This is a genomic window from Pseudopedobacter sp., assembly GCF_040392825.1.
GTDB lineage: Bacteria > Bacteroidota > Bacteroidia > Sphingobacteriales > Sphingobacteriaceae > Pseudopedobacter.
Window position 1 is genome coordinate 18,067 of sequence record NZ_JBEBVH010000001.1, and the last position, 23,052, is coordinate 41,118.

The 23,052-nt window shown below is 34.8% G+C and carries 25 protein-coding genes; 14 read left to right on the top strand and 11 right to left on the bottom strand.

Annotation, left to right across the window (positions count from 1 at the left end; translation table 11 throughout):
* Nucleotides 1–64 precede the first annotated feature (64 nt).
* The 11 genes from ABWO41_RS00075 to ABWO41_RS00125 all read left to right on the top strand — a co-directional run bounded on the left by ABWO41_RS00075 (nt 65) and on the right by ABWO41_RS00125 (nt 7,220).
* Nucleotides 65–1,126: a COX15/CtaA family protein gene (locus ABWO41_RS00075; RefSeq protein ID WP_353131793.1), complete on the top strand. Its 1,062-nt coding sequence runs from the start codon at nt 65–67 to the stop codon at nt 1,124–1,126.
* Nucleotides 1,123–2,019, top strand: a complete 897-nt coding sequence (cyoE, locus tag ABWO41_RS00080; RefSeq protein WP_353131795.1) for a heme o synthase — start codon at nt 1,123–1,125, stop codon at nt 2,017–2,019. Before ABWO41_RS00075 ends, cyoE begins: the two co-directional genes overlap by 4 nt.
* Nucleotides 2,020–2,026: 7 nt before the next feature.
* Nucleotides 2,027–2,599 (top strand): cytochrome c oxidase subunit 3, encoded by a 573-nt coding sequence (locus tag ABWO41_RS00085; protein ID WP_353131797.1) that lies wholly within the window; start codon nt 2,027–2,029, stop codon nt 2,597–2,599.
* 36 nt (nt 2,600–2,635) lie between these two features.
* On the top strand, nt 2,636–3,337 hold the full coding sequence (locus ABWO41_RS00090) for a cytochrome c oxidase subunit 3 (RefSeq protein WP_353131799.1): 702 nt from the start codon (nt 2,636–2,638) through the stop codon (nt 3,335–3,337).
* A 19-nt stretch (nt 3,338–3,356) separates the two neighbouring features.
* On the top strand, nt 3,357–3,704 hold the full coding sequence (locus ABWO41_RS00095; protein WP_353131801.1) for a cytochrome C oxidase subunit IV family protein: 348 nt from the start codon (nt 3,357–3,359) through the stop codon (nt 3,702–3,704).
* Between the two features lies 1 nt (nt 3,705).
* The gene (locus tag ABWO41_RS00100; RefSeq protein WP_353131803.1) at nt 3,706–4,392 is read left to right on the top strand and encodes an SCO family protein; all 687 of its coding nucleotides are present in this window, start codon (nt 3,706–3,708) and stop codon (nt 4,390–4,392) included.
* A 5-nt stretch (nt 4,393–4,397) separates the two neighbouring features.
* Nucleotides 4,398–4,970, top strand: coding sequence for a DUF420 domain-containing protein (locus tag ABWO41_RS00105; RefSeq protein WP_353131805.1), 573 nt, complete (start codon nt 4,398–4,400; stop codon nt 4,968–4,970).
* Between the two features lie 4 nt (nt 4,971–4,974).
* Complete coding sequence (locus ABWO41_RS00110; RefSeq protein ID WP_353131807.1) at nt 4,975–5,253, top strand: CAMCR motif-containing small membrane protein; 279 nt, start codon at nt 4,975–4,977, stop codon at nt 5,251–5,253.
* 86 nt (nt 5,254–5,339) lie between these two features.
* On the top strand, nt 5,340–5,729 hold the full coding sequence (locus ABWO41_RS00115) for a DUF983 domain-containing protein (RefSeq protein ID WP_353131809.1): 390 nt from the start codon (nt 5,340–5,342) through the stop codon (nt 5,727–5,729).
* Nucleotides 5,716–6,381: a DUF2461 domain-containing protein gene (locus ABWO41_RS00120; RefSeq protein ID WP_353131811.1), complete on the top strand. Its 666-nt coding sequence runs from the start codon at nt 5,716–5,718 to the stop codon at nt 6,379–6,381. The genes ABWO41_RS00115 and ABWO41_RS00120 overlap by 14 nt, the downstream gene beginning before the upstream one ends.
* Before the next feature lie 2 nt (nt 6,382–6,383).
* Nucleotides 6,384–7,220, top strand: a complete 837-nt coding sequence (locus ABWO41_RS00125) for an OmpA/MotB family protein (protein ID WP_353131813.1) — start codon at nt 6,384–6,386, stop codon at nt 7,218–7,220.
* A 78-nt stretch (nt 7,221–7,298) separates the two neighbouring features.
* Here ABWO41_RS00125 and rfbC read toward each other — a convergent pair whose 3' ends face one another.
* Genes rfbC through ABWO41_RS00140 form a run of 3 tightly spaced genes read right to left on the bottom strand, consistent with a single transcriptional unit; the run spans nt 7,299 to nt 10,008 of the window.
* Nucleotides 7,299–7,847: a dTDP-4-dehydrorhamnose 3,5-epimerase gene (gene rfbC / locus ABWO41_RS00130; protein WP_353131815.1), complete on the bottom strand. Its 549-nt coding sequence runs from the start codon at nt 7,845–7,847 to the stop codon at nt 7,299–7,301.
* Nucleotides 7,847–8,155, bottom strand: coding sequence for a DUF4286 family protein (locus ABWO41_RS00135; protein ID WP_353131817.1), 309 nt, complete (start codon nt 8,153–8,155; stop codon nt 7,847–7,849). Before ABWO41_RS00135 ends, rfbC begins: the two co-directional genes overlap by 1 nt.
* Nucleotides 8,156–8,199: 44 nt before the next feature.
* Nucleotides 8,200–10,008: a tetratricopeptide repeat protein gene (locus ABWO41_RS00140; RefSeq protein ID WP_353131818.1), complete on the bottom strand. Its 1,809-nt coding sequence runs from the start codon at nt 10,006–10,008 to the stop codon at nt 8,200–8,202.
* Nucleotides 10,009–10,148: 140 nt separating this feature from the next.
* Here ABWO41_RS00140 and ABWO41_RS00145 point away from each other — a divergent pair, with 140 nt between their 5' ends.
* The 3 genes from ABWO41_RS00145 to ABWO41_RS00155 are packed head-to-tail and all read left to right on the top strand — an operon-like array spanning nt 10,149 to nt 14,415.
* Nucleotides 10,149–12,044: an alpha/beta hydrolase family protein gene (locus ABWO41_RS00145; protein WP_353131820.1), complete on the top strand. Its 1,896-nt coding sequence runs from the start codon at nt 10,149–10,151 to the stop codon at nt 12,042–12,044.
* A 6-nt stretch (nt 12,045–12,050) separates the two neighbouring features.
* Entirely contained in the window at nt 12,051–13,727 is a 1,677-nt protein-coding gene (locus tag ABWO41_RS00150; protein WP_353131822.1) for a sensor histidine kinase, read from the top strand.
* 1 nt (nt 13,728) lies between these two features.
* Nucleotides 13,729–14,415: a response regulator transcription factor gene (locus ABWO41_RS00155; RefSeq protein ID WP_353131824.1), complete on the top strand. Its 687-nt coding sequence runs from the start codon at nt 13,729–13,731 to the stop codon at nt 14,413–14,415.
* 35 nt (nt 14,416–14,450) lie between these two features.
* Here ABWO41_RS00155 and ABWO41_RS00160 read toward each other — a convergent pair whose 3' ends face one another.
* The 8 genes from ABWO41_RS00160 to ABWO41_RS00195 form a co-directional block, all read right to left on the bottom strand.
* Nucleotides 14,451–14,783: a hypothetical protein gene (locus ABWO41_RS00160; RefSeq protein WP_353131826.1), complete on the bottom strand. Its 333-nt coding sequence runs from the start codon at nt 14,781–14,783 to the stop codon at nt 14,451–14,453.
* Between the two features lie 50 nt (nt 14,784–14,833).
* Nucleotides 14,834–15,736, bottom strand: a complete 903-nt coding sequence (locus tag ABWO41_RS00165) for an FKBP-type peptidyl-prolyl cis-trans isomerase (protein WP_353131828.1) — start codon at nt 15,734–15,736, stop codon at nt 14,834–14,836.
* A 3-nt stretch (nt 15,737–15,739) separates the two neighbouring features.
* Nucleotides 15,740–16,279: an FKBP-type peptidyl-prolyl cis-trans isomerase gene (locus ABWO41_RS00170; protein WP_353131830.1), complete on the bottom strand. Its 540-nt coding sequence runs from the start codon at nt 16,277–16,279 to the stop codon at nt 15,740–15,742.
* Nucleotides 16,280–16,537: 258 nt separating this feature from the next.
* Nucleotides 16,538–18,328, bottom strand: coding sequence for an acyl-CoA dehydrogenase FadE (locus ABWO41_RS00175; protein ID WP_353131832.1), 1,791 nt, complete (start codon nt 18,326–18,328; stop codon nt 16,538–16,540).
* An 80-nt stretch (nt 18,329–18,408) separates the two neighbouring features.
* Entirely contained in the window at nt 18,409–19,584 is a 1,176-nt protein-coding gene (locus tag ABWO41_RS00180) for an acetyl-CoA C-acyltransferase (protein ID WP_353131834.1), read from the bottom strand.
* Between the two features lie 79 nt (nt 19,585–19,663).
* A complete protein-coding gene (locus ABWO41_RS00185) occupies nt 19,664–20,017 on the bottom strand; it encodes a four helix bundle protein (RefSeq protein ID WP_353131836.1) in 354 nt (117 codons plus the stop codon).
* A gap of 97 nt (nt 20,018–20,114) precedes the next feature.
* Complete coding sequence (locus tag ABWO41_RS00190; protein ID WP_353131838.1) at nt 20,115–22,520, bottom strand: 3-hydroxyacyl-CoA dehydrogenase/enoyl-CoA hydratase family protein; 2,406 nt, start codon at nt 22,518–22,520, stop codon at nt 20,115–20,117.
* Between the two features lie 14 nt (nt 22,521–22,534).
* The gene (locus ABWO41_RS00195) at nt 22,535–22,966 is read right to left on the bottom strand and encodes a MarR family winged helix-turn-helix transcriptional regulator (RefSeq protein ID WP_353131840.1); all 432 of its coding nucleotides are present in this window, start codon (nt 22,964–22,966) and stop codon (nt 22,535–22,537) included.
* Nucleotides 22,967–23,052: the final 86 nt, after the last annotated feature.

The window sequence follows — 23,052 nt, forward strand, 5'->3', positions numbered from 1 at the left end:
ATAATAAAATAATGGGGTATCCGGGTAAGTATACTTACAAGATACCCCATCATTATATAAAGTAATGGATCAGAAAAGAGAAAAAAGGTTTATTAAGTATAATTTTTATACTATTGTTTTCCTTTTTTTAGTGATTTTGGCAGGTGGGATTGTTAGAAGTAGCGGAGCTGGAATGGGGTGTCCGGATTGGCCGAAATGTTTTGATCATTATATTCCTCCTACAGACGTTTCTCATCTTCCGGAAGATTATCAGCAAAGATATGTCGAGCAACGCTTGGCTAAGAATAACAAATTTGCAAATATGCTGGATAAGATGGGATATCATGATCTGGCCTATAAAGTTCGTCATGATGAATCCATAAAGATCCCCGAAGAGTTTAATGTAACCAAGACTTATACCGAATATGCCAATAGATTGGTTGGCGCCATAACTGGTATATTCGTTTTGCTGACATTTATTGGATCGTTTGCTTATTTAAAAGCGCATACTAGAATTTTTGTAATAAGCTTTATTAACTTAATCTTATTAGGGTTTCAGGCATGGTTAGGATCCATTGTAGTCTCTACCAATTTACTGGCATGGACCATTACGGTGCATATGATAGTTGCCGTACTTATTTTAGCACTGGCAATATACACGTACCACTATGCAAGATCGTTATGTGATACCAGTGTTCTGGCTTTACAGTCATCTAATTTGTTAAAGATAGTTGTTTGGGCTTCTCTGCTATTATGCTTCGCTCAAATTATTATTGGTACAGAATTAAGAGAAACGATAGATGCGATCATTCAGTTTAACCCTTCTATGGCAAGAGGCGAATGGTTACAACATACAGGAGAAATTTATCTGAATCATAAATTACTTGCATTGTCTGTTGTTGCTTCAAGTGTGCTTATCTTTTTATTGGTTAAGAAGTATAAGGTAGGTCAGACACAATTAAGATTTGCGATATATGGATTGTTATTAGTCGCCTTACAATACTTATTAGGAGTTATTTTAAATTTCTTTGCTATGCCACCAGCTGCTCAGGCACTGCACATGGTATTGGCTACATTAATGTTTGGTGCACAGTTTTATTTGTTGTTGATGCTTAGAAAAGCATCTGTAAAGATGGGGGAGAATTGAAAACATTCATTAAAGATTTTAAAAATTTAGTAAAGTTAAGACTGACATTGTTGGTTGTTTTCTCTGCTTCTGTTACATTTCTGATTGGTCAGAAGATACAGATTGAAAGAGCCAATATTGATCATATTAACTGGAAAAACTGGTTAATACTGATTGTTGGTGGGTTTTTAGTAACCGGAGCTGCTAACTGTTTTAATGAAATTATTGAAAAGGATTTAGATAAACTAATGACCCGAACCAAAGACCGTCCAATGCCAGCGGGGCGCATGACAACCGGACAAGGCTTGGTGTTAGGTTTGGTGATGGGAATTATAGGTACAAGATTATTATTGATACTTAATCTTGAAACGGGATTCATATCAGTTTTCAGTATTTTGCTTTATGCTTTTGCTTATACCCCTTTAAAAAGAAAATCTCCTATAGCTGTTTTTGTCGGAGCTATTCCCGGAGCATTACCACCACTTATTGGATATTTGGCAGCTTTAGGACATACAACGGAGTTCGAAGTAATGGACTATCAAATAGCTATTATACTGTTTGCTATTCAATTTGTATGGCAGTTTCCGCACTTTTGGGCAATTGCTTGGGTGTTAGACGATGACTATAAGAAGGCAGGTTTCCGTTTGTTACCCACTACAAAGCGAGATAAGATAAGTGCAGGTTTTACTTTAGCCAGTACATTATTGCTAATTCCTGTGAGCTTATTACCAACTATATACGGATTTGGTGGCAATATTATTGCGGTAGTGTCACTTGTTATAGGAATCTGGTTTGCCTGGTTAGCAATAAAATTATTTATGAAATTAGACATAGATTCTGCAAGGAAATTAATGTTTGCAAGTTTCATATATCTGCCTGTAGTGCAATTGGTATTATTGTTTAATTTGAACTAATATGATTATGCAAAACGCGAATAATGAAATAGATAGATATAACCTTCAGCCCAAAAAATTTATCATGTGGCTGTTTTTAATCTCATCAACCATATTTTTTGCTGGTTTAACCAGTGGTTTTATAGTGTATACCGGATCTGGCAGAGTATTGAATGTTCAGCTCCCGAAAATTTTTGGCTATAGTACGATTGTAATTATTTTAAGCAGTCTTACATTGTATTGGGCCTCTCAGCAAACAAAGCGTCTGAATTTTGCAAACCAAAGGATAGGGCTTTGGCTTACCTTCTTTCTGGGTATTGCCTTTATCGCTATGCAGATTTACGGATGGAAAATTTGGACAGGATTAGGAGCGTATTTTATAAACTCTAATGCAAGCATTAGTTTTGTTTACGCATTTACATTCCTACATATATTGCATATATTAGCAGGATTAATAATAATCATAACTGCGCTTGTAAGCAGTTATGGTAAATTACCAAATGTCATTAATAGTTTTAGGATGCAAATCACTTCTATTTTCTGGCATTTTGTAGATATCTTATGGATATATTTGTACCTTTTCTTACTTTTGAATCAGTAAAATTTTTAATTAAAGAATTTACAACCAACAATTTTAATGAATACTACAGTAGCAAAATTAGACGAAGTTAAAAGTACTCCATGGAGTGGGGGTAAGTCGCCTTTTTCCGTAGAATACGGAAAAATAATGATGTGGTTTTTCCTGGTTTCTGATGCCTTTACATTCTCAGCATTCCTGGTTTATTATGGAGCGCAAAGATTCAGTAATTTGACCTGGCCTGATCCAGATATCGTTTTCCAGTCTATTCCGGGAATTATGGATAGTGGTGCCCCATTGGTATTTGTGGGTATCATGACCTTTATACTGATTATGAGTTCTGTAACTATGGTTCTAGCTGTAGAAGCAGGGCATAGGAACTCAAAGAAAGAAGTTGTTGGATGGATGATTGCCACTATTATTGGTGGTATGATGTTCTTAGGCTGTCAGGCCCTGGAGTGGAGCCATTTACATCACACAGGTTTTTGGTGGGGAAGTGTTCCGAGCGCAGAAGTGATGACTACTTTAGGCTCAGATTATGTAAGTACCTTACAGTTTGCGAACCTTTTCTTTACTATCACAGGTTTTCATGGTTTCCACGTTACAACCGGACTTATTTTAAACGTCATTATCCTCATAATGGCTATGAATGGAACTTTCGAGAAAAGAGGTTCTTATTTAATGGTGGAAAAAGTGGGTTTATACTGGCACTTTGTAGACCTTGTTTGGGTATTCGTATTTACATTCTTTTATTTGGTTTAATCTTATAGCATTATAGAATATGTCTCAAAATTCAAATATAGAGCATGCAGAAGGGCATGAGCATGCATCAATGAGTAAAGGAAAGATTTGGCAAGTATTCTTTATCTTGCTGGTATTAACGGTTATTGAGTTCATTATAGCTTTAGCTATACCAGAAACAATGTTAAGACACAGTATAAAGAACTTTATTTATATATTCTTAACGCTATTAAAAGCATACTACATTATAGCGTATTTTATGCACTTGAAATTTGAAAAATATGGTCTGATAGTTTCTATAGCAGTATCTTTCATTTTCATTATCTACTTTATTATACTTTTGTTAGTTGAAGGTGGGTATCAGCATATAACCAGACACTTTGGATGATATGAGGAAGCAATTTCCTTTAAAGAAGATATTAATCCTGGTAGCCATATTAGCGGTACCAGGATTTTTATATTATTTACTACAGGACAAAGGTAAAAACAGGTATAAACCGCTTCCATTTTATGGACCAAAAACGGTGTTGGAAACGTTTACTACAAAACGCGGAGAGAAGATACCCGATACACTTTATCACAAAGTTCCAGCCTTTAAAGGAATAAATCAGAATGGAGATCCCTTTGATTTTGGAACGGTAACAAACCATATAATAATAGCAAGTTTCTTCTACACAAAATCAGAAAAATTGGGTGAAGAAATGAATAAACAACTCGATTGGTTACACAATCGGTATATTGGAAATAAAATGATCCGCTTGTTATCTATTTCCATTGATCCGGAGTATGACCAGGGAAAAATATTAAGAAGCTTTGCGAATCAGTTTAAAGCAAAACCAGGAAAGTGGGACTTTGTGTCAACAGATACGACTACTGTTTATCCACTATCATCACGAGGTTTTTTTGTAAATGCATTTAAAGAAGGCGATAAATACATATTATCTGAAAAAATTATTCTCTTAGACAAACAGCATAGAATCAGAGGTTATTATAATAGTTTGCAACCTGAGGATATGAAATCTTTAAATGACCAGATTAAAGTGCTGATAACCGAAGAGCTAAGAAAGATGCCCTAATAGTTATGAATGATAAAGTTATTTTCAGGCTTATTACTGCCGTTTCAATATTTGTGTTTCTTGTTGTAGTGATTTTGAACAGAAAGATTATTCCTGTAACAATAGAAACACCGTCTTATATTTATTTTTTTCCGAAGTTAAATGCAATTATTAATGGTACTTGTACCATATTGCTGTTAATTTCATTTTATTTTATAAAAAAAGGAAACATACGAGTACATAAAAGGATAAACCTTTTTGCATTCTTTCTCTCTTCTCTGTTTCTTATTTCTTATATTGTATTCCACTATTTTGCTCCCGAAACCAAGTTTGGCGATTTAAATGGAAATGGAATTTTGGAGGCTGAAGAAATTACAGCGGCAGGCAATGTAAGGTATATTTATTACGTTATATTAGTAACACATATCATTCTGGCTGCTATTGTGCTTCCTTTAATTCTTTTAAGCTTTTACAGAGGTTTACAAATGAACGTAGAGAAACACCGAAAACTGGTAAGATACAGCTTCCCGGTATGGTTATATGTGACGATAACTGGAGTGGTAGTTTATTTAATGATTTCCCCATATTATCAATTTTAATGATATGAAAAAGGTAAAGATATTTTTGGCAAGTGCTGGTTTCAGTCTGGCTATGTTTATAACACCTTTGAATAGTAATGCACAGTGCGCCATGTGCCAATCTACCGTTGAGTCTAATATAAACTCAGGGGATAGTACCGCTAAAGGTTTGAATAAGGGTATAATGTATTTGTTAGCGGCACCATATATTGCCGTGGCTGCCATCGGTTTTTTGTGGTATAAAAAATACCGGAAAAAAGATATAACTATCGATATCAAAAAAGAAAAAATTAATTTAAATTAGGACTTGAACCTGCTTAATTGCAGGTTTTTCCATTTATTAGATTAAATTATGTTGGTTTAATCTAATATACATTTAATATTATTCTTATGGCTGGTACACCTAAACTACAGGCAATGCTGCATGCCAAATGTCCAAGATGCAGAAGAGGCGATGTTTTCCAAAATAGTATGTATGGAATAAAGTCTCAGAAGATGTATGAACACTGCCCTCATTGTGGGTTAAAGTATGAAATAGAACCAGGATATTTTTATGCTGCTATGTATATCAGCTATGCTATAAACGTGGCTTTAGGTGTAACTATCGGAATTTTGACCTATATCATTACTAAAGAAGAAAAATCACCGTGGATTTATATTACTACAATTTTAGTGGCAAGTTTTATTACAGCACCACTGAATTTTAGATATTCAAGAGTGATATTATTGCATTTATTGTCTCCAAAAATTAGTTATAGACCAGATTATGATCACGATTAAAAAAGATGTATATGAATTTCTTAAGTTGTTAAGAAAGAATAACAATCGCGAGTGGTTTGATAAAAATAAAAGTTTGTACGAAATAGCAAAAGAAAATGTTGATGAATTTGCAGCGTTTTTAATTAACGAGATAAGTAGTTTTGATTCGGCGGTACCCGTTGATACCAGCGTAAAAAAATGCGTATTGCGTATTTATCGGGATGTAAGGTTTAGCAAGGATAAAGCGCCATATAAGAATAACTTCGCTATCATTATTGCCGAAGATCGAATGAAAGAGGGGCCAGTTTATTTTATTCATATAGAGCCAGACAATAATTATATTGGTGGCGGATATTGGAGACCGTCTGCTCAACAGCTTAGTGCGGTTAGACAAGAAATAGACTATGGTACTTCTGAATTTTTGTCTATCCTGGAAGATAAAAATTTCAAAGATTTCTTTGGAGAATTAAGTAGAGAAGATGTACTTAAAACAAATCCAAAAGGCTATGACAAGGACCACCCCTATATTGAAATTCTGAAGCTAAAAAGTTTTATCTGTATAAAGCATTTTGAGGATAAAAGTTGGGAAACGGAAAAAGGGGTTAAAGAATTGCTCCGAGGACTAAAGTTAATCAAACCATTAAATCATTTTTTAAATAGAGCATTAGAATAATTATGAGAATTAAAATCTTATTAACGTTTGCTTTTTCTGCGCTTTTACTGAGCTCATGTGTAGTCATGTCTAAAAAGAAGTACCAGAAATTATTGTCTGATCAGGATTCGCTATCAGGAGGTTGGGGAACTGCACAGGTTAAAATTGAGTCATTAGAAGAAGAAATGGCCAGATTAAAAAGAGATACAGCAAATCTTCACCAGAAAGTTTCCGGTTTGAATAAAGAATTAGACGATTTAAGAGGTAATTACGCAACACTGAGGTCTAACAGCTCATCGGAAATAAATAAGCTGTCTGCAGACTTAAAAAGGAGGGAGCAAAGACTTAAGGAAGTTGAAGATATGATTAAGAAGAGGGATGAAGCCAGCAACGCCTTGAAGAATAAATTACAAAAAGCATTGCTAGGTTTCCAGGATAAAGGTTTGACCGTAGAAATGAGAGATGGGAAGGTATATGTTTCTTTAACAGATAAATTGCTATTTGCTTCTGGTAGTATTGTTATAGACGAAAGGGGAAAACAGGCGTTACATGAGTTAGCTGTAATATTAAATACACAACCAGAAATTAATATTGCGGTGGAAGGGCATACAGATAACCAGAGAGTAGTCAATCTGGGACAGATTAAAGATAATTGGGACTTGAGTGTGCTCCGAGCCACTTCTGTTGTGAGATTTTTGACCACTGAACAAAAAATATCTCCAAACAGGATTATTGCTACCGGAAAAGGTGAATATCAGCCAATCAGTTCTGATAATTCTGCTGACGCAAGAAGTAAAAACCGAAGAATTGAGATTGTGTTGTCTCCAAAACTGGATGAATTATACAATTTGCTAAATTAAGACAGACTAATAAATTGAAGAAAGCACAGGCTATATATTGATCCTGTGCTCTTTCTATTTCTTCGCTTTTTTTTCCAGTTAAAAAGGGCTTCTCAGATCTTTAAAATTGACAAGTTGTTTGTCTTTCTCAGATAAAATAACTTTATCCGTATCAAATTGCCAATCTATTTTTAGATCTTCGTCATTCCAAATAACACCGATTTCCGACGCTTTGTCATACATTCCTGTTACTTTGTATTGAAAAATGGTGTTGTCTTCTAAAGTTATAAAACCATGTAAAAAGCCTGGAGGAATCCAGAACATAGTAAAATTTTCTCCGGAAAGCTCAATGGAGAAATATTGTCCATAAGTTGGTGAGTTTTTCCTTATATCTACAGCTACATCAATAGCTTTTCCTTGTATGACCCTTACCAGTTTCCCCTGAGCATATGGGTTGGCTTGTGCATGTAAACCTCTTAACGTTCCTTTTTGAGAAAGAGATTGGTTGTCTTGTACAAAATTTGTATCTATACCTGCTGCTTTAAATAGCTTTTCATTGTAGCTTTCGTAAAAATAGCCTCTATCATCTTTCCAGATCTTCGGTTCGATGATGATAAGGTCCTTAATAGGACTTTCTATAAAGTTCATTATAATGGATTTGATAATTCTAAAACACTGGGAAAAAATAGTACCTGATTAGGGAATTGCTGCATTAATAATTCCTGAAGGTTGGGAAGGTGTTCGTCTCTGAACTCTTCTAATTCCTGTCTGCTATTTGCAAAACATTGTGCACAATAGGTAACTCCTTCATTCACGGGTTCTGTTAATTTAAATAATTTTGCTTCATGAAATTTATGACTGGCTAAAGCAGCAGGAATGTATATATGATGCATAAAATGATGAAACTCCTTTTGTATTTTTTCATCAACAATTGCTGTTACATTGAAAATAATCATTCTGCAAAGTTAATCTATTGAATCGGAAATTCACCTTTTTTAGTTTACAGCGAATCACCTCGTAAACGCCGGAAGCGCCTTCTGGCATCGCTGATATATAAGCTGCCGGGGAATTCATTCATTAATTTTTCATAGTATGCATTTGCCGTTTTTGAATCTTCCAATTTGTCCTGGTAAAGAATTCCTAAATGATAGAGTGCATCATCGGCCCAAATACTCGCCGGATATGCTTCATGTAATTTCTTGTAAGCAGAGATAGCTTCCTGAAATTGTTGCAGAGATGTATATATTTTAGCTTTGCTTAAGAGTATATCGTCGGCCAGTTTAGTGAGTGGAGAGCGCAGCAGAATGCTGTCCAGACTGGATAAAGCTCTTTCGTATAAATGCTGTTCTCGAAAAAATTCCGCCTTTGCATATTTTTGAAGATCACTATTTACACTATCTTCATCAAAATGATCCTGAATTAGAAGACTTAAATCCAGGGCGTCATTAGCTATTAATTGTGAAGTAGAAGCTTTTAATACGTCTAATTGAGCTTTTGCCCATTTAAAATCTGCATTGTAAAAGGAAAGTTTAGCATTTCTAAATTTTGCTTCTTGCCCCAGGATAGTATTCGGAAGCGATTTTTCAATTTGTCCGTATAGTAAAGATGCTTCCCAGGGGTTGTTATTCAGTATATTTATGTCTGCAAGTTCTAATTTAATTTGAGCCAGTTCGCCAGCGCTTAAACGTGGTATATTTAGAGCATTTGTCAACAGGCTATCTGCTGCATTTACTTTGCTAAGCTGGTTTGCTTTTAATTTTGCAAGTTCCAAAATAGCAAATAAAGTGCGTTGATTTTGACCGAATTCATGGATTACGGATTCATAAGCAGCTTCTAAAGAAGATAGATCGGTTTTTACCAGCCCCTTCTTTTCTGCTTGTAATTGCTTTAATTTAAGCAATTCAATTTGTGAAGAAATATAAAACGGATTGGTTTTTCCTTTCGAAATAATATAATCCAGTGCTTTTTGTGCATATTCATATTCGTAATTGTTCTTTAAAACAGAAGCGAGCATAAAAATAGCGCTTCCATCTTCGTTTAAACGCTTGTCAATGGAAATGGCTTGTATAAGGGCAAAGTTGTATTCTTTTAATTCCACATAGGTCCAAGCTAGCAGGTCACTTAAGGCAATGCTGCTGGTGTTCTTTTGAATTCTCCGCAATAGAATGCTTTTTAGAGTTTGGTAATCCTGGTTGTTTTCGTAAACTCTGCTTAAACTGGATTTAGCGGTAGGCAGATAATCAGGTTGTAATTCTATAATGTTTAATATCTCCTGCGTGAGAAGATCTTTTTGACGTAAATAGCGATATAAATTAATTAGTTCGAACGAAAAAAGTGTTTGATTGTTCAGAACTTTCCGACCGGAATTTAGAACTTTTGCAGCGTATTCAAATTGATTTATTCTGTAAAATCCATTTGCAATTTGACTTATTGAAAAGTTGTCGACAGGAAGTTTTTGCAACAAATCCTGGAGGTACTTGTCGGCATTATTTTTGTCACCTTTTTCTATGTAAAGTTGGATTAACGAAACTTTATTGTTCGGGTTTGCGGGATTTTCCCTTAAGTCTTTTTTTATAATTTTTTCTGCGGTATCATACTCCCGTAATTTTAATAGTGTATTAATATAACCTTCAAAGGCGAGATTTTTATAATCTCTTTGCTGATAAAGTCGCTCGTATATCTTTTTTGCTTTTTCGTATTCGCCATTTATGAAAAACTGCTGAGCATGCATGAAATTATCATTGTCTTGTGCATAGGTTAATAGGCCAAGACTGAGTATTGAGAAAAGGATAAGTACCGTTTTTTTCACACTCAATAATATAAAATATATTTTTGAGATTATATTAATATAACTTATTTGTTACTTTTTGTATTGCCCTCGTTTATTGAAGTTTTAGTTAATTTGAAAGTTACGGTTTATTCGCATTTAATATTCATAAAATTGATCCAGTGACTCGAAATTTTCTACTAAGATATGTATTTGCTGGTTTGGCCTTGCTGCTTTTCAGTTGCAGGGGAGATAGCTACAAAGAAAAAATTCCGGCAGAAACATTTTTTAAAAACTCCGAATCTTCTTTTTTTAAAATATCTCCAGACGGTAAATATGTTTCTTCTCTTAAAGAAAACCAAAATGGTGAAAAAAACCTTTTTATTCATAATATCTCGAATGGAAATCATTCACAACTAACTTCATTTGAAGGAAAATCTATCCGGGATTATTGTTGGGTAGGCAATGACTTTTTGTGTTTGATAGTTGAAGATGCTGGGTGCAAAGATTTCGGGATGTATACTGTACAGCGCGATGGGAATAAATTAGAAGAAGTGGTGCTGAGTTATAGCGTTACAAAAATTGATTTTATTCAAAAAAGTAATCCTCCGAATAATACTTCGGTACTTTTTGCTATGAATGACAGGGATCCTGAGCGTACCGATGTGTACAAGCTAAACGTACCTTCAGGCAAGAAGGAAGTTATAGTCAATAATCCTGGTCATGTTCTTGAGTGGTTTGCTGATGAAGATAATATCGTCAGATTGGCCAGAGGGAGTGAAGATACAAATGAGAATTGGTATTATAGAGAAACAAACGAAGAGGACTTCAGGAAGATTATTTCAAATCATTTTACTACTAACATTAAACCAATATTATTTGTTAAAGGAAAGCGGCACCATTTATATGCATTATCTAATATAAAAAGAGATAAATATGCTTTGGTAGAAATAGATTGCAGTACTGGTAAAGAGCAAAGAATAATATATGAAAATCCGAATACGGATATTCTGAATGTGGTTTATTCGGCAAGGACCAACCAGATTATTTATTTTTCAACGGGCTTGGCAAAGGAAAAAAGACATTTTTTGTTTCCTGGTATTGAAACTTATTACAAGAACCTGAACAAAAAGTTAGGAACGGAGGTTATAGAAATTATTGACCATGATGAGTCTGAAAAAAATATCATTTTAAAAGCCTATAGTGATAAAGTGCCCGGATCCTATTATTTATATAAATCTAAACAGAATCAGTTAACGAAGTTAGGAGATGTCAATGCTCAAATAATTCAAGAAAGAATGAATAGTATGGTCCCTATCAGTTATAAGAATAAAGAAGGAATTCAGATCCATGGTTATTTAACCTTGCCTAAAGGAGGTAAGCAATTGCCGCCGTTAATTGTTATGCCACACTCTGGTCCATATAAGAGAACCAACTGGGAATATGATCCGGAAGTGCAATTTTTTGCGAGTCGGGGATATGCTGTCTTTCAGCCTAATTTCCGGGGGTCTACCGGATATGGAAAAGAATTTTTTAGAGCGGGACTTAAACAGTGGAATGGTAATATCCATGCAGATATATCAGATGGTGTAGACTGGTTAATCGCAAATAAAAAGATAGATTCTAGCCGGATTGTAGCCTTTGGAAAAGGGTTTGGCGGATTTGCGGCACTTAATCTCGCTATTCAGCAGCCAAAACTCTATAAATCTGTAGTCTCTTATGCTGGTATTATGAATCTGTTTACCTATATCAAAAGTACTCCGGATTACTATAAGCCACATAAGCCGGTTATTGAAGAGTTAATTGGAAGCCCAGAAAAGGATGTCGATTATATTAAATCTGCATCTCCAATATTTAATAGCGGAAAACTAAATATACCTTTACTTTTCTTTCAGGGAGGAAAAGATTCAAGAGGTAATCTTAGTGAGGTGACTCAGTTTGTCAAAGAGTTGAAAAAACACAATAACAACGTAGAATATATAGTAAGAGATGAAGAAGGGCAGAGAATTAGTAAATTCGAAAATAAAATTCATTTTTATAATACTGTAGAAGCATTCTTTGCAAGGTATTTGAAATAAGTGCTTATGAGAGCAGACAGACTGAATTTCCAAAAAAATAGATTATTGATTATCTTATTTTTGATACTGCTTTCAGTCTCGCTGATAGTGGCGTTGGGATTGGGACATAATTTAACAAAAAGGCAAGTTCAGAGCGAATTTAACTCACTTAAAATAGATATTCTGGAAGATTCAATGTCACCTTATGAAGCGTTCTTCCAGCAAACTATTCCCGAAATTTCATATTACCAGGGTTTCTTAGATTCACTTTCTGCGGCAAGATACGCTAATACTGTTTTAGACAAATATCCATTTGTAGAAACCATAATATTTTATGATTCTTATGTGTCTAACAGAGACATTTTGCATGGAATTGCAGTGAGGAACCTAGGAATTGGAATTAAAAACGTATATAAATTTGGAAAAAAAGTACCTCCGGGTTCAGGAGTAATTTATGATAGCAGGAAGCCCGGAAAATTGAGTCTTAGTAATGCAGACGAATTTAATAATATAGGTCTTAAAATGGCTGCTTTCATAGAGTCTGCCGATACTACTAAAAATGTAAGTAATGAAACCATTTTTAAAACATTTTATAGTTTCTCACCTAATAAAATAAGTTATATGAGTGTTCCCAGAAGGCAGGAAATTAGCGCCTTTCAGGAAATTATGAATAATCCAAATAAAAAATATCCGGTTTATGAACAAGACTTGTTTTCTTTCGAACTAAATCCATATAAGCTTAAGATTATCAATAGGCATCCTAATCTTTACCAGAATATTAGTATTGAGGAGCTTTCTTTTGAATCTATATTCGAAAATCCTAACTATTTAAATACCAGTATGCCACTCCCCGGGGCTTTTTCGGGATATAAGCTATATTTTACCAGCAGTAAGTTATACTTAAAAAGAGAAGTTAACAGGCGTTTTTTACCGATAGCATTTGGAGTATTTTTTATATATGCTATTATGATAATCATAACTTTTCTGATTTATAGGAACTTTCGTATGAGCAGAAAACTTTTTAAACTTCAATATGACTTTGTAAATAACCTTACTCACGAATTTAAGACTCCCGTAGCGGTTATTAAGATTGCCGGAAATAATATTAGAAGTGCGCATGAGCTTAGTATGCAGGAACTGAATCATTATGGGAAAATATTGGACGAAGAAGCCGATAAGTTGAATGAGTTAATGAATAAGTTGCTGTCTTTTACCCAGATTGAAAATAAAACCATTAATATCAAGCAGGTTGAAATAGAATTGGAAGCATTCTCTCAAAATATTATTAACGGATATCAGTTAAAATATCCGGATTATAAAATTGATTTGGATGTTAAAAGAAGCGTGAAAACATTTATATCTGATCCGGTGTTGTTAACTAGTATTTATCAGAATTTAATCGAAAATGCTTATAAATATTCCAATCCTCAACAAAAATATTTGAAGATAACGGTATCCAGGAGTAAGAAAAATATCGTGTTTAGTTTTAAAGATAAGGGAATAGGTATAGAAAAAACAGAAATTGATAATATATTTAAGAAATTTTATAGAATAGAGAGTCAATATAATCAGCAAGGAAGTATTGGTTTAGGTTTGGCTTTTTGTAAAGAACTTGTTAACTTAATGAAAGGTAATATTACCGTAAACAGCAAAGTGGGTAAAGGTTCTGAATTTATAGTGGAACTACCTTATATCAATAAATAATATGCAGAAAAACAATAAAATAGCAGTTATTGAAGATGATGAAAATTTAAGGTTTTTGGTTGTTCATCGTTTAAAAACAGAGGGATACTCAATTGTAGAAACAGGGAATGGGAGTGATGCAGAAGAGTTGGTGTTAAAAGAAAATCCGGAAATTGTTTTATTAGACTGGATGCTGCCTGGTGTACAAGGGTCAGAAATATGTAAGAATTTAAGAGCCAAGGGATACGAAGGATTGGTTGTAATGATGACTGCCAAAGCCCAGGATCTGGACAAAATAGATGCTTACAATTTTGGCGTGTCAGACTATGTAACCAAACCATTTAATATGGATGTTTTAGTTGCAATGTTAGACAGTAAGGTTAAGTTTTTAGTTAATAATGATAAGCATGAAATATCCCGGTTTGGAGATATGGAGCATCATCCGCACATTCATTCTATTATTAAGAATGGTAAAAAGATAGAGCTTACCATTTTGGAAAATAGAATTTTATTGTATTTTCTGAAAAATGTAAATAAGGTAATCAGCCGTGATGACTTAATGTTAGAGGTATGGGGATACAATTCTGATGTTAATACACGTACATTGGATATGCATATTGTACGCTTGAGAAAGAAAATTGAAGAAAATCCGGATAGGCCTGAATATCTTCAGACTATAAGAGGAGTTGGATATAAATTCAACGCATAAATAAAAAAGGGAAATCAATGATTTCCCTTTTTTATTTAATGTTGGTTCTTTGGTCTGTCTCTTATTTGAGAAGGCTTTAAATAAACCTTTTCGCCTTTTTTATTGATGTAATATTTTTTGTTATTTCCATCTATATAAACGTTGGAGCCATCAGGAGCCATCTTCCCTCTATACGTTTGATCGGCAATTTTTGAAACTCCTTTAGAAGCTACTTCGGCTGTTTTTTTTCCTACCGCCTTGGCACCTTTTTCAATTGCTTTTCCGGTATTTTCTGCGGCTTTTTCTACTTTATCCTGCGCATTAATGCTAGTGGTGTATAGAAGTACAAAAGCAAATGCTGATAAACCGATTAAAAATTTCTTTTTCATGATAGTACGCTGTTTTCTACTATACTATCAAAGAATTTGCCAATATAATTTTATTCGGCTAGAACTTCAATATCAAAAAATAATGGAGTGTTTGGAGGGATTGTACTGCCACCATTTGATCCATAAGCTAAGTAAGAAGGTAGAATTAATTTAATGTGCCCGCCTTTTTTTATCTTTTGGATGCCTTCTATCCAACCTGTGATCAGGCTTCCATTGTAAATTGTCGTTTCAAAAGGAGTTTCTCTACTTGACGAATCGAACACCGTACCATTAAAAAATCTCCCTGCGTAAACCACCTTAACAGATGATCCGATGGCAATTTGTGACCCTGTTCCTTCATTTACTATTTTATAATAGAGGCCAGTTTCTTCGTCTTTAGTATAAACGTGACTCAAGGTCTTAATGTATCTATTAATTAATGTGTCTTCTGCGGCAGTCTGCGTTTTTGCATTTATAATATCTATAGTCGCATCAAGAATAGTATTTCCTTTAATTAATGTACTGTACCCGTCTTTTCCGAACATGATATATGAAGGTAATAATGCTCTTACCTTTTCTCCATACTTTGCTTTTAGGAGGACATTTCTAAGTCCGATAGGTGTAATATAGCCAATAAATCCGCCCTTTGCAGAGTTAAGATTAGGCATATAAGAATATGTGTCAGTTGAGGTAATTAATGCGCCTGTCGTTGTAACATTAGCGCCTTCTAAAGTCTTTAAGTCCATTAGAAAGAATACCTGATTATAATTTTGCAAAGTATCTCCCTCTCCGGTTCTTAATGTACTATAATAAAAACCAGTGCTGTCTTTCTTAAACTGAGAAGTAAGATTGTTTTTAGTTAGGAAGTCATTAATACTTAATTCCTCTATTTCTTTTAAAGTTCTTGTTTCTTTAGTACATGCGCCTAATAAAATAGAGAAGGTAAGTATCAGACCTAAAAATTTCTTTATCATTTTCTATTGTATATCTATTAATTCTATATCAAAATCTAAAACAGAGTTAGCAGGTATAATGCCTTGGCTCTTATTTCCGTAACCATATACCGAAGGAATGATTAAACGTATTTTTTCTCCTTTTTGCATTAATTGTATTCCTATTTGCCAGCCTAATATTACATCAGCTAGTTTAAATTGAGCTTCTTTGTCTCTAGAGTCAAAGATAGTTCCGTTTAGAAGCCTGCCTGTATATTTTACAGTAATAATTGTATTTGGATTGTAACTATACTTTTCGCCTTGACTTTTATTTTGCTCGTATCTATAAAAGTAAATTCCCGATGCATCTCTAGTGGCGGGTATGCCTTTTTCCACCAGAAACTTACTAATTAGCATCTCATCATTATTTAACTGAGCCTGATACTCCATTTGAGGATTTGCCGTTTCTTCAGACTTTAAGCAAGCCCCAAAGATAAACATACTACACAGCACCGCAACAGATACCAACAAATTTTTCATAACTCTACTTACAAATTTATTTATCTTTTTAGATAAATCTAACATTTAACATTTTTTAAGACCTAGTCTATACGCCAATTTGCTGTTTATGTGATACAGTTCCTTTTGTGAGTATATGTAATTTTTTTATGAAAAGAGGTGCATTGAAATTACTCACATCAAATAGAAGAATCCCAAAATGCTCCTGTTTAGAGTAGGAAAGGACTAAAATGTGTCAGAAATAACAAAAAAGCACAAAGCTGACATATAAAATGCTTTGTGCTCTTACCAGAAAATAGCAGTTAATCGGTAGCATCATCCTGTTTAGAAACAATATTTATTAGCTTCTATTAATTTTTTTGCAACGCGTTGTCGGGCTTCTTTTATATTAAAAGGAGAAGTTTTTGTAAAACGCCTTAATCCCATCATCATCATATTCAGTTCATCGCCATCTGCGAAAGAATTTAACGCCTCTTTTCCAGCAAGGTGAACTTTATCTACTGCTTCCTGTATATAAATTTTCATTATATCTATTTGTCCGGAAACCGCTTCTTCACCTTTAAGATTAACTAATTTCTCTACTCGAAGCAATGTTGATTCTGCAACATATACATATCCGATAATGTCGGCAATATTCATTAATATTTCCTGTTCTTTTGCTAGCGTCATCATGAGTTTCTGAACAGCGGCGCCCGCTATCATTAATCCTGCTTTCTTTAAATTCTTGAGGATTTTCTTTTCTGCATAAAACAATGAGCCATCTTCAGCGATATTAAAGTCCGGGATAGATGTTAATTCTCCGGCTACAGCCTGCGCAGGAGTCATTAAGTCTAATTCTCCTTTCATTGCCCTTTTTAAAAGCATATCAACAATCAACAATCTGTTAATTTCATTTGTTCCCTCGAAAATTCTGTTTATTCGGCTGTCTCTGTATGCTCTGTCCATTGGTGCTTCGGCAGAAAAACCCATACCGCCGTAAATCTGGACGCCTTCATCCACAATATAATCCAGCATCTCTGATCCCCATACCTTAATGATGGCACATTCTACCGCAAATTCTTCCGTAGATTTTAGCTTAGCTTTGCCAGAATCCATCCCCGATGTTATTAATCTCTCATAAGCGTCATCTATATTTTGTCCAGCTCTATAGGTAGCACTTTCTATGGCAAAATTGCGGGTTGCCATTTCCGCAAGTTTGTAGCGTATTGCTCCAAATTTTGAAATTTGTAATCCAAACTGAACACGTTCGTTAGCATAATTAATAGCAGTATTGATGACTTTACGAGATGATCCAATGGTAGCCGCACCTAATTTTATCCGACCAATATTCAAAATATTAACAGCTATTTTGAACCCGTTACCTCTTTCCGAAAGCATATTTTCTACAGGTACAGGGCAATCATTAAAAAATACTTGCCGGGTAGAAGATCCCTTTATTCCCATTTTATGTTCCTCGGGATTCATGCTGATACCGCCAAAATTTCTTTCTACAATAAAAGCCGTCAGGTTTTTATCATCTTCAATTCTTGCAAAGACGATAAAAATATCTGCGAATCCACCGTTTGTAATCCACATTTTTTGCCCATTTATAAGATAGTGGGTTCCTTCGGGATTTAAACTAGCTTTGGTTTTGCCACTATTGGCATCAGATCCGGAATTAGGCTCGGTTAAACAATAAGCAGCTTTTAATTCACCTGACGCCAGTTTTGGAATGTATTTATTTTTTTGCTCCTCATTTCCATAATAAAGAATGGGTAAGGTACCTATTCCTGTATGGGCAGATAAGGCGACAGCAAAGGAATGTCCTGCTCCAATAACATCGGTCACCAACATGGAAGTGTTAAAGTTTTTTCCAAAACCACCATATTCTTCGGGAATAGAAACAGCCAGCAGTCCGAGCTCACCGGCCTTGTCCATTAAAGACTGCATTAATCCCTCTTCCTGCTGATCAATCTCCTCTAATTTTGGGTAGATTTCTGTTTGCAGAAAGTCTTCGCAAGTCTTTTTTATCATCAATTGTTCTTCGTCGAACTCTTCCGGGATAAAAATATCTTTGGCTTCGGTTTCTTTAATGATGAATTCACCACCTTTTAAAGATTGAACTGCATTTTGCATGGTTTAATTTTTTATGGATGAAAAATTTAGGAACCTGGGGCTCCTAAATTATCATCGTATTGTTAGTTAGTGTTATATCTTTATAGTAACTCAAAAATTCCTGCAGCACCTTGTCCGGTTCCGACACACATGGTAACCATTCCGTATTTTTGGTTAGTGCGTTTTAGCTCGTTTAAAATCTGAACAGTAAGTTTTGCTCCTGTACAACCAAGTGGGTGCCCTAAAGCAATCGCTCCACCATTTACATTTAGTTTATTGGTGTCAATATCCAAATTGCGTATAACAGCTAATGATTGAGAGGCAAATGCTTCATTCAGTTCTATCAGATCTATATCATTGAGATTCATATTCGCCATTTTCAAAGCTTTCGGAATGGCTTCGATGGGGCCTATTCCCATAATCCTGGGCGGAACTCCTGCAATCCCATAACTTATTAATCTGGCTATGGGCTGTACATTTAATTCTTTAAGCATTTTTTCAGATACGACCAGAACAAATGCAGCCCCATCCGAAGTTTGGGAAGAATTTCCGGCAGTAACAGAGCCGTTTAGAGCAAAAACAGGTTTCAATTTAGCCAATGCTTCTGGATTGGTGTCTTTTCGGGGGCCTTCGTCGGTATCTACAACAAATTCTCTTGTTTTCTTTTTCAGATTTTCGTCTAAATAAGTCTCGTGTATTGTAATCGGCAGTACACCGTCTTTTAAATGTCCATTCTCAATAGCGGCAATTGCTTTCTTGTGGGAATTATAAGCAAACTGATCCTGGTCTTCTCTGCTTACATTAAATTCTTTAGCCACAGCTTCGGCTGTAAGGCCCATACCCCAATACCAATCTGGATTCTCTTTTGCTACTTTAGCATTCGGTACAATTTTATTTCCACCAAACGGCATTCCAGACATTATTTCTACGCCACCAGCTATAATACAATGGGCCATCCCTGCTTTAATTTTGGCCACTGCGGTAGCAATAGTTTCGAGACCCGACGCACAGTATCTGTTTACAGTAACGCCAGGTACCTTATCTGTACTCAATCCCATAAGGGAAATCATACGACCAATATTTAAACCTTGCTCGGCTTCGGGAGTTGCATTGCCCACAATAACATCGTCTATACGATTTATATCTAAGTTTGGAACAGAAGCAACCAAACCTTTTATAACATCGGCAGCCAGATCATCTGCCCTTGTAAATCTGAAGACGCCGCGTGGAGCTTTTCCTACTGCTGTTCGGTATCCTGCTATAATGTATGCTTCCATATTATTATCTAGATTTGAGTAGTGTGTATTGAGATTGCTTGTATGTTGTCTTGATATTAGAGATGGACTTTATAATATTTTAAATGTTTTCTAATGATTTTTGAAGTTTACAATTCATTTTTTGAATTTCATCTATTTTATTGAGAATCTTTTCTGTTGATATATCGTCAATAAACTCTAGCTTATTAGCGATTACTATTTGAGTTAATTCGTAGGATGAGCCATTGGTTATTCCTAAAAACTGCTTAAATTCTTCTTTTGTATTTCGTCCTGTTTCCTCAGAAATATTTAAAGATATTGAAATAGCGCATCTGCGAGCCTGAGAAGTTAATCCAAATCTTTCATCAGGTGGAAATTTAGCAGTTGATTCATAAATATCAATTGCTAAATCTATTGACTTATTCCAGATTTTCAACTCTTTAATATTGTGCATAATTATAAAGTCTAATGTCCTTTTTAATACTTTTCTATTGTCAAATATGCAAGGTCTTAATACGCAATACTCACATCTCAATACTTAAATCTCTCAATCAATTCCTCAACGGTTTACCTCCTGTAATTATGCTTTGAATTCTTTCTAGTGTCTTACGTTCTGTACATAAAGAAACAAAGGCTTCTCTTTCCAGATCTAAGAGATATTGTTCGTTAACAATGGTAGGAGCAGATAAATCTCCTCCGCACATTACATATCCTAGTTTTTGAGAGATTTTTTGATCGTATTCGGAAATATAGTTTCCAGATCTCATACTATTAGCGCCGGCATAAACCATACCCAATCCCGAATTTCCAAGGACCTTAACATCCTTCCTTGGAACAGGTGCTGAATAACCAGCATTGGCCAGATCCAAAGCCTTCGTTTTTGCATCTGAAATAAGGCGATCCCTGTTCATGGTTATCGAGAACTTTCCGGTTTGTAAATAACCTAATTCAAAAGCTTCAAGCGCAGAAGTAGATACTTTAGCCATGGCTATTGTTAAGAACCTGTCCTTTAATATATTCTGGTCTATCTGTCCTTCTTTAAATTCATCGGAGGCCCTGAGAGCAAATTCTTTGCTGCCACCGCCACCAGGAATTAAACCAACACCAAATTCAACCAGTCCCATATACGTTTCTGCATAAAGCTGTACATGGTCTGCATGCAGGCAGAATTCGCAACCTCCACCCAATGTTAAATTATGCGGGGCCAGAATAACCGGAATAGCAGAATGACGTATTCGCATAGAAGTATCCTGGAACATTTTAATAGCCATATTTACCTCATCCCATTCTTGCTCAACGGCCATCATGAATATCATTCCCACATTTGCTCCGGCAGAGAAATTAGCAGCGTCATTGCCGATAACAAGCCCTTTATAAGATTTTTCAGCTATGTCTATCGCTTTGTTAATTCCAGCCAGAACCTCTCCATCAATCGTATTCATTTTTGTATGAAACTCAAGGTTTAAGATGCCATCTCCTAAATCGGTTAAGGTAGTTCCTTTATTTTTCCAAATGGTTTTTGTTGGCCGTATATTATCTAAAATAATGTAGGAATCACGACCCGGTATGGTCTTGTAAGTTTTAGTAGGTATATCGTAATATTGTTTTATTCCGTTTTCTATTTTGTAGAAAGATGCATTTCCAGAGCTTAACATGTCATTTACCCATAAAGCAGGTTTTTTGCCATGTTGTTCCATAATTTCAATTCCTTCTTTTACACCAATCGCATCCCATACTTCAAAAGGTCCCAATTCCCAGCCAAAGCCAGCTCGCATAGCATCGTCTATTCTGTATAATTCGTCGGATATTTCCGGAATTCTATTTGAAACATATTCAAACAAACCTGCAAAAGAAATTCTGAAGAATTCACCAGCTTTATCTTTTCCTTTCGCATAGACACGCATTCGCTCTTGTAGATTATCTATTTTTTTTGTTTCGTCTAAAGTCGTAGATTTTACTTTTTGCTGCGGTTTATATTCTAAGGTTTTAAGATCTAACGACAAAATTTCTGACTTTCCGTCTTTGTCCTTCACTTTTTTGTAAAAACCCTGACTGGTTTTGTCTCCCAGCCATTTGTTTTCCTGCATCTTTTTAACATAATCCGGAAGTACAAATGCATCTTTAGATTCATCGTTGGGTGCATTTTGGACTAAGCCATTAGCAACGTTAATCATTGTATCCAAACCAACCACATCTGATGTACGAAATGTAGCAGATTTAGGACGGCCTAATGCTGGTCCGCTAAATTTATCAACTTCTTCAACCGTTAAGTCTAATTTTTGTACCAAATGAAGTAAAGACATAATAGAAAATACTCCTACTCTATTGGCTATAAAAGCAGGTGTATCTTTACACAAAACAGTTGTTTTTCCCAAATAAAGATCTCCGTATTCCAGTAGGAAATCTATTATTTCGGGATCTGTATAAGGTGTAGGTATAATTTCTAAAAGTCTGAGATATCTTGGAGGGTTAAAAAAGTGCGTTCCGCAAAAATGCTTTTTAAAATCTTCGCTTCTTCCTTCTGCCATTAAATGGATAGGGATGCCAGAGGTATTAGATGCAATAAGAGTTCCAGGTTTCCGGTATTGTTCAACCTGGTCAAAAACAGATTTTTTTATTTCCAGATTCTCAACTACAACTTCTATTATCCAGTCGCATGAGGTTATATCTTTCATATTGTCAGCAAAATTTCCTGTGCTGATTTGATGAAGAACAGATTTACTGTAAATAGGAGACGGATTGGATTTTAATGCATTTTGTAAAGAACTATCGACAATCCTGTTTTTTACTCTTTTGTCTGATAAATCTAATCCTTTGGCTTGTTCTGCAGCAGTTAGTTCTTTAGGTGCTATATCCAACAATAAAACTTCTACGCCAATGTTGGCAAAGTGACAGGCTATGCGAGACCCCATGATTCCAGAACCTAAAACAGCGACTTTTTTAATAGTTCTTTTCATAAAATGAATATAGATTATGGTTGATAATCTGTTGTTAACTTATTTATCTTTTTCAAGGACTCAATTAAATGCTCCTTATCTGTTTCTGCGATATTATGATTTAAATAGTCGTTGAATTTTCTAACAACGACTCTTGCTAAATGCCTTTTTTCTTTACCCAAATCTGTTAAGAAAACCTTTACAGAGCGTTTGTCCGTTTGATGGCTTTGTCTATATATCAACCCATCCCTTTCCAAATTGTTTAACATTCTGCTCAGACTTGTAGATTTAAGACCCAATAGCGAAGCAACTTCCGATACGGTTGTGCCTTCTTCTTCGTGTATATTGATTAATAAATAACCAACTGATTGTGTAATTCCAAATTCAGAAGCAATACTATTATATTTGTTGGCAATGTTTTGCCAAACAACCTTTAAAAAATAGTCTATGGTTTCTTGATGCTTCATGTTAAAATAGTTATTGGGTTATAGTAGTTTTAACAAATATAATAAACTAAAAAACATTATGCAAGCATAATAAATCTATTTTTTGG

Coding starts and splice junctions, on each gene's coding strand:
- ABWO41_RS00075 (WP_353131793.1), top strand. CDS start 65: ATGGATCAGAAAAGAGAAAAAAGGTTTATTAAGTATAATTTTTATACT.
- ABWO41_RS00085 (WP_353131797.1), top strand. CDS start 2,027: ATGCAAAACGCGAATAATGAAATAGATAGATATAACCTTCAGCCCAAA.
- ABWO41_RS00090 (WP_353131799.1), top strand. CDS start 2,636: ATGAATACTACAGTAGCAAAATTAGACGAAGTTAAAAGTACTCCATGG.
- ABWO41_RS00095 (WP_353131801.1), top strand. CDS start 3,357: ATGTCTCAAAATTCAAATATAGAGCATGCAGAAGGGCATGAGCATGCA.
- ABWO41_RS00100 (WP_353131803.1), top strand. CDS start 3,706: ATGAGGAAGCAATTTCCTTTAAAGAAGATATTAATCCTGGTAGCCATA.
- ABWO41_RS00105 (WP_353131805.1), top strand. CDS start 4,398: ATGAATGATAAAGTTATTTTCAGGCTTATTACTGCCGTTTCAATATTT.
- ABWO41_RS00110 (WP_353131807.1), top strand. CDS start 4,975: ATGAAAAAGGTAAAGATATTTTTGGCAAGTGCTGGTTTCAGTCTGGCT.
- ABWO41_RS00115 (WP_353131809.1), top strand. CDS start 5,340: ATGGCTGGTACACCTAAACTACAGGCAATGCTGCATGCCAAATGTCCA.
- ABWO41_RS00120 (WP_353131811.1), top strand. CDS start 5,716: ATGATCACGATTAAAAAAGATGTATATGAATTTCTTAAGTTGTTAAGA.
- ABWO41_RS00125 (WP_353131813.1), top strand. CDS start 6,384: ATGAGAATTAAAATCTTATTAACGTTTGCTTTTTCTGCGCTTTTACTG.
- rfbC (WP_353131815.1), bottom strand. CDS start 7,847: ATGAACTTTATAGAAAGTCCTATTAAGGACCTTATCATCATCGAACCG.
- ABWO41_RS00135 (WP_353131817.1), bottom strand. CDS start 8,155: ATGATTATTTTCAATGTAACAGCAATTGTTGATGAAAAAATACAAAAG.
- ABWO41_RS00150 (WP_353131822.1), top strand. CDS start 12,051: ATGAGAGCAGACAGACTGAATTTCCAAAAAAATAGATTATTGATTATC.
- ABWO41_RS00155 (WP_353131824.1), top strand. CDS start 13,729: ATGCAGAAAAACAATAAAATAGCAGTTATTGAAGATGATGAAAATTTA.
- ABWO41_RS00160 (WP_353131826.1), bottom strand. CDS start 14,783: ATGAAAAAGAAATTTTTAATCGGTTTATCAGCATTTGCTTTTGTACTT.
- ABWO41_RS00165 (WP_353131828.1), bottom strand. CDS start 15,736: ATGATAAAGAAATTTTTAGGTCTGATACTTACCTTCTCTATTTTATTA.
- ABWO41_RS00170 (WP_353131830.1), bottom strand. CDS start 16,279: ATGTTAGATTTATCTAAAAAGATAAATAAATTTGTAAGTAGAGTTATG.
- ABWO41_RS00175 (WP_353131832.1), bottom strand. CDS start 18,328: ATGCAAAATGCAGTTCAATCTTTAAAAGGTGGTGAATTCATCATTAAA.
- ABWO41_RS00180 (WP_353131834.1), bottom strand. CDS start 19,584: ATGGAAGCATACATTATAGCAGGATACCGAACAGCAGTAGGAAAAGCT.
- ABWO41_RS00185 (WP_353131836.1), bottom strand. CDS start 20,017: ATGCACAATATTAAAGAGTTGAAAATCTGGAATAAGTCAATAGATTTA.
- ABWO41_RS00190 (WP_353131838.1), bottom strand. CDS start 22,520: ATGAAAAGAACTATTAAAAAAGTCGCTGTTTTAGGTTCTGGAATCATG.
- ABWO41_RS00195 (WP_353131840.1), bottom strand. CDS start 22,966: ATGAAGCATCAAGAAACCATAGACTATTTTTTAAAGGTTGTTTGGCAA.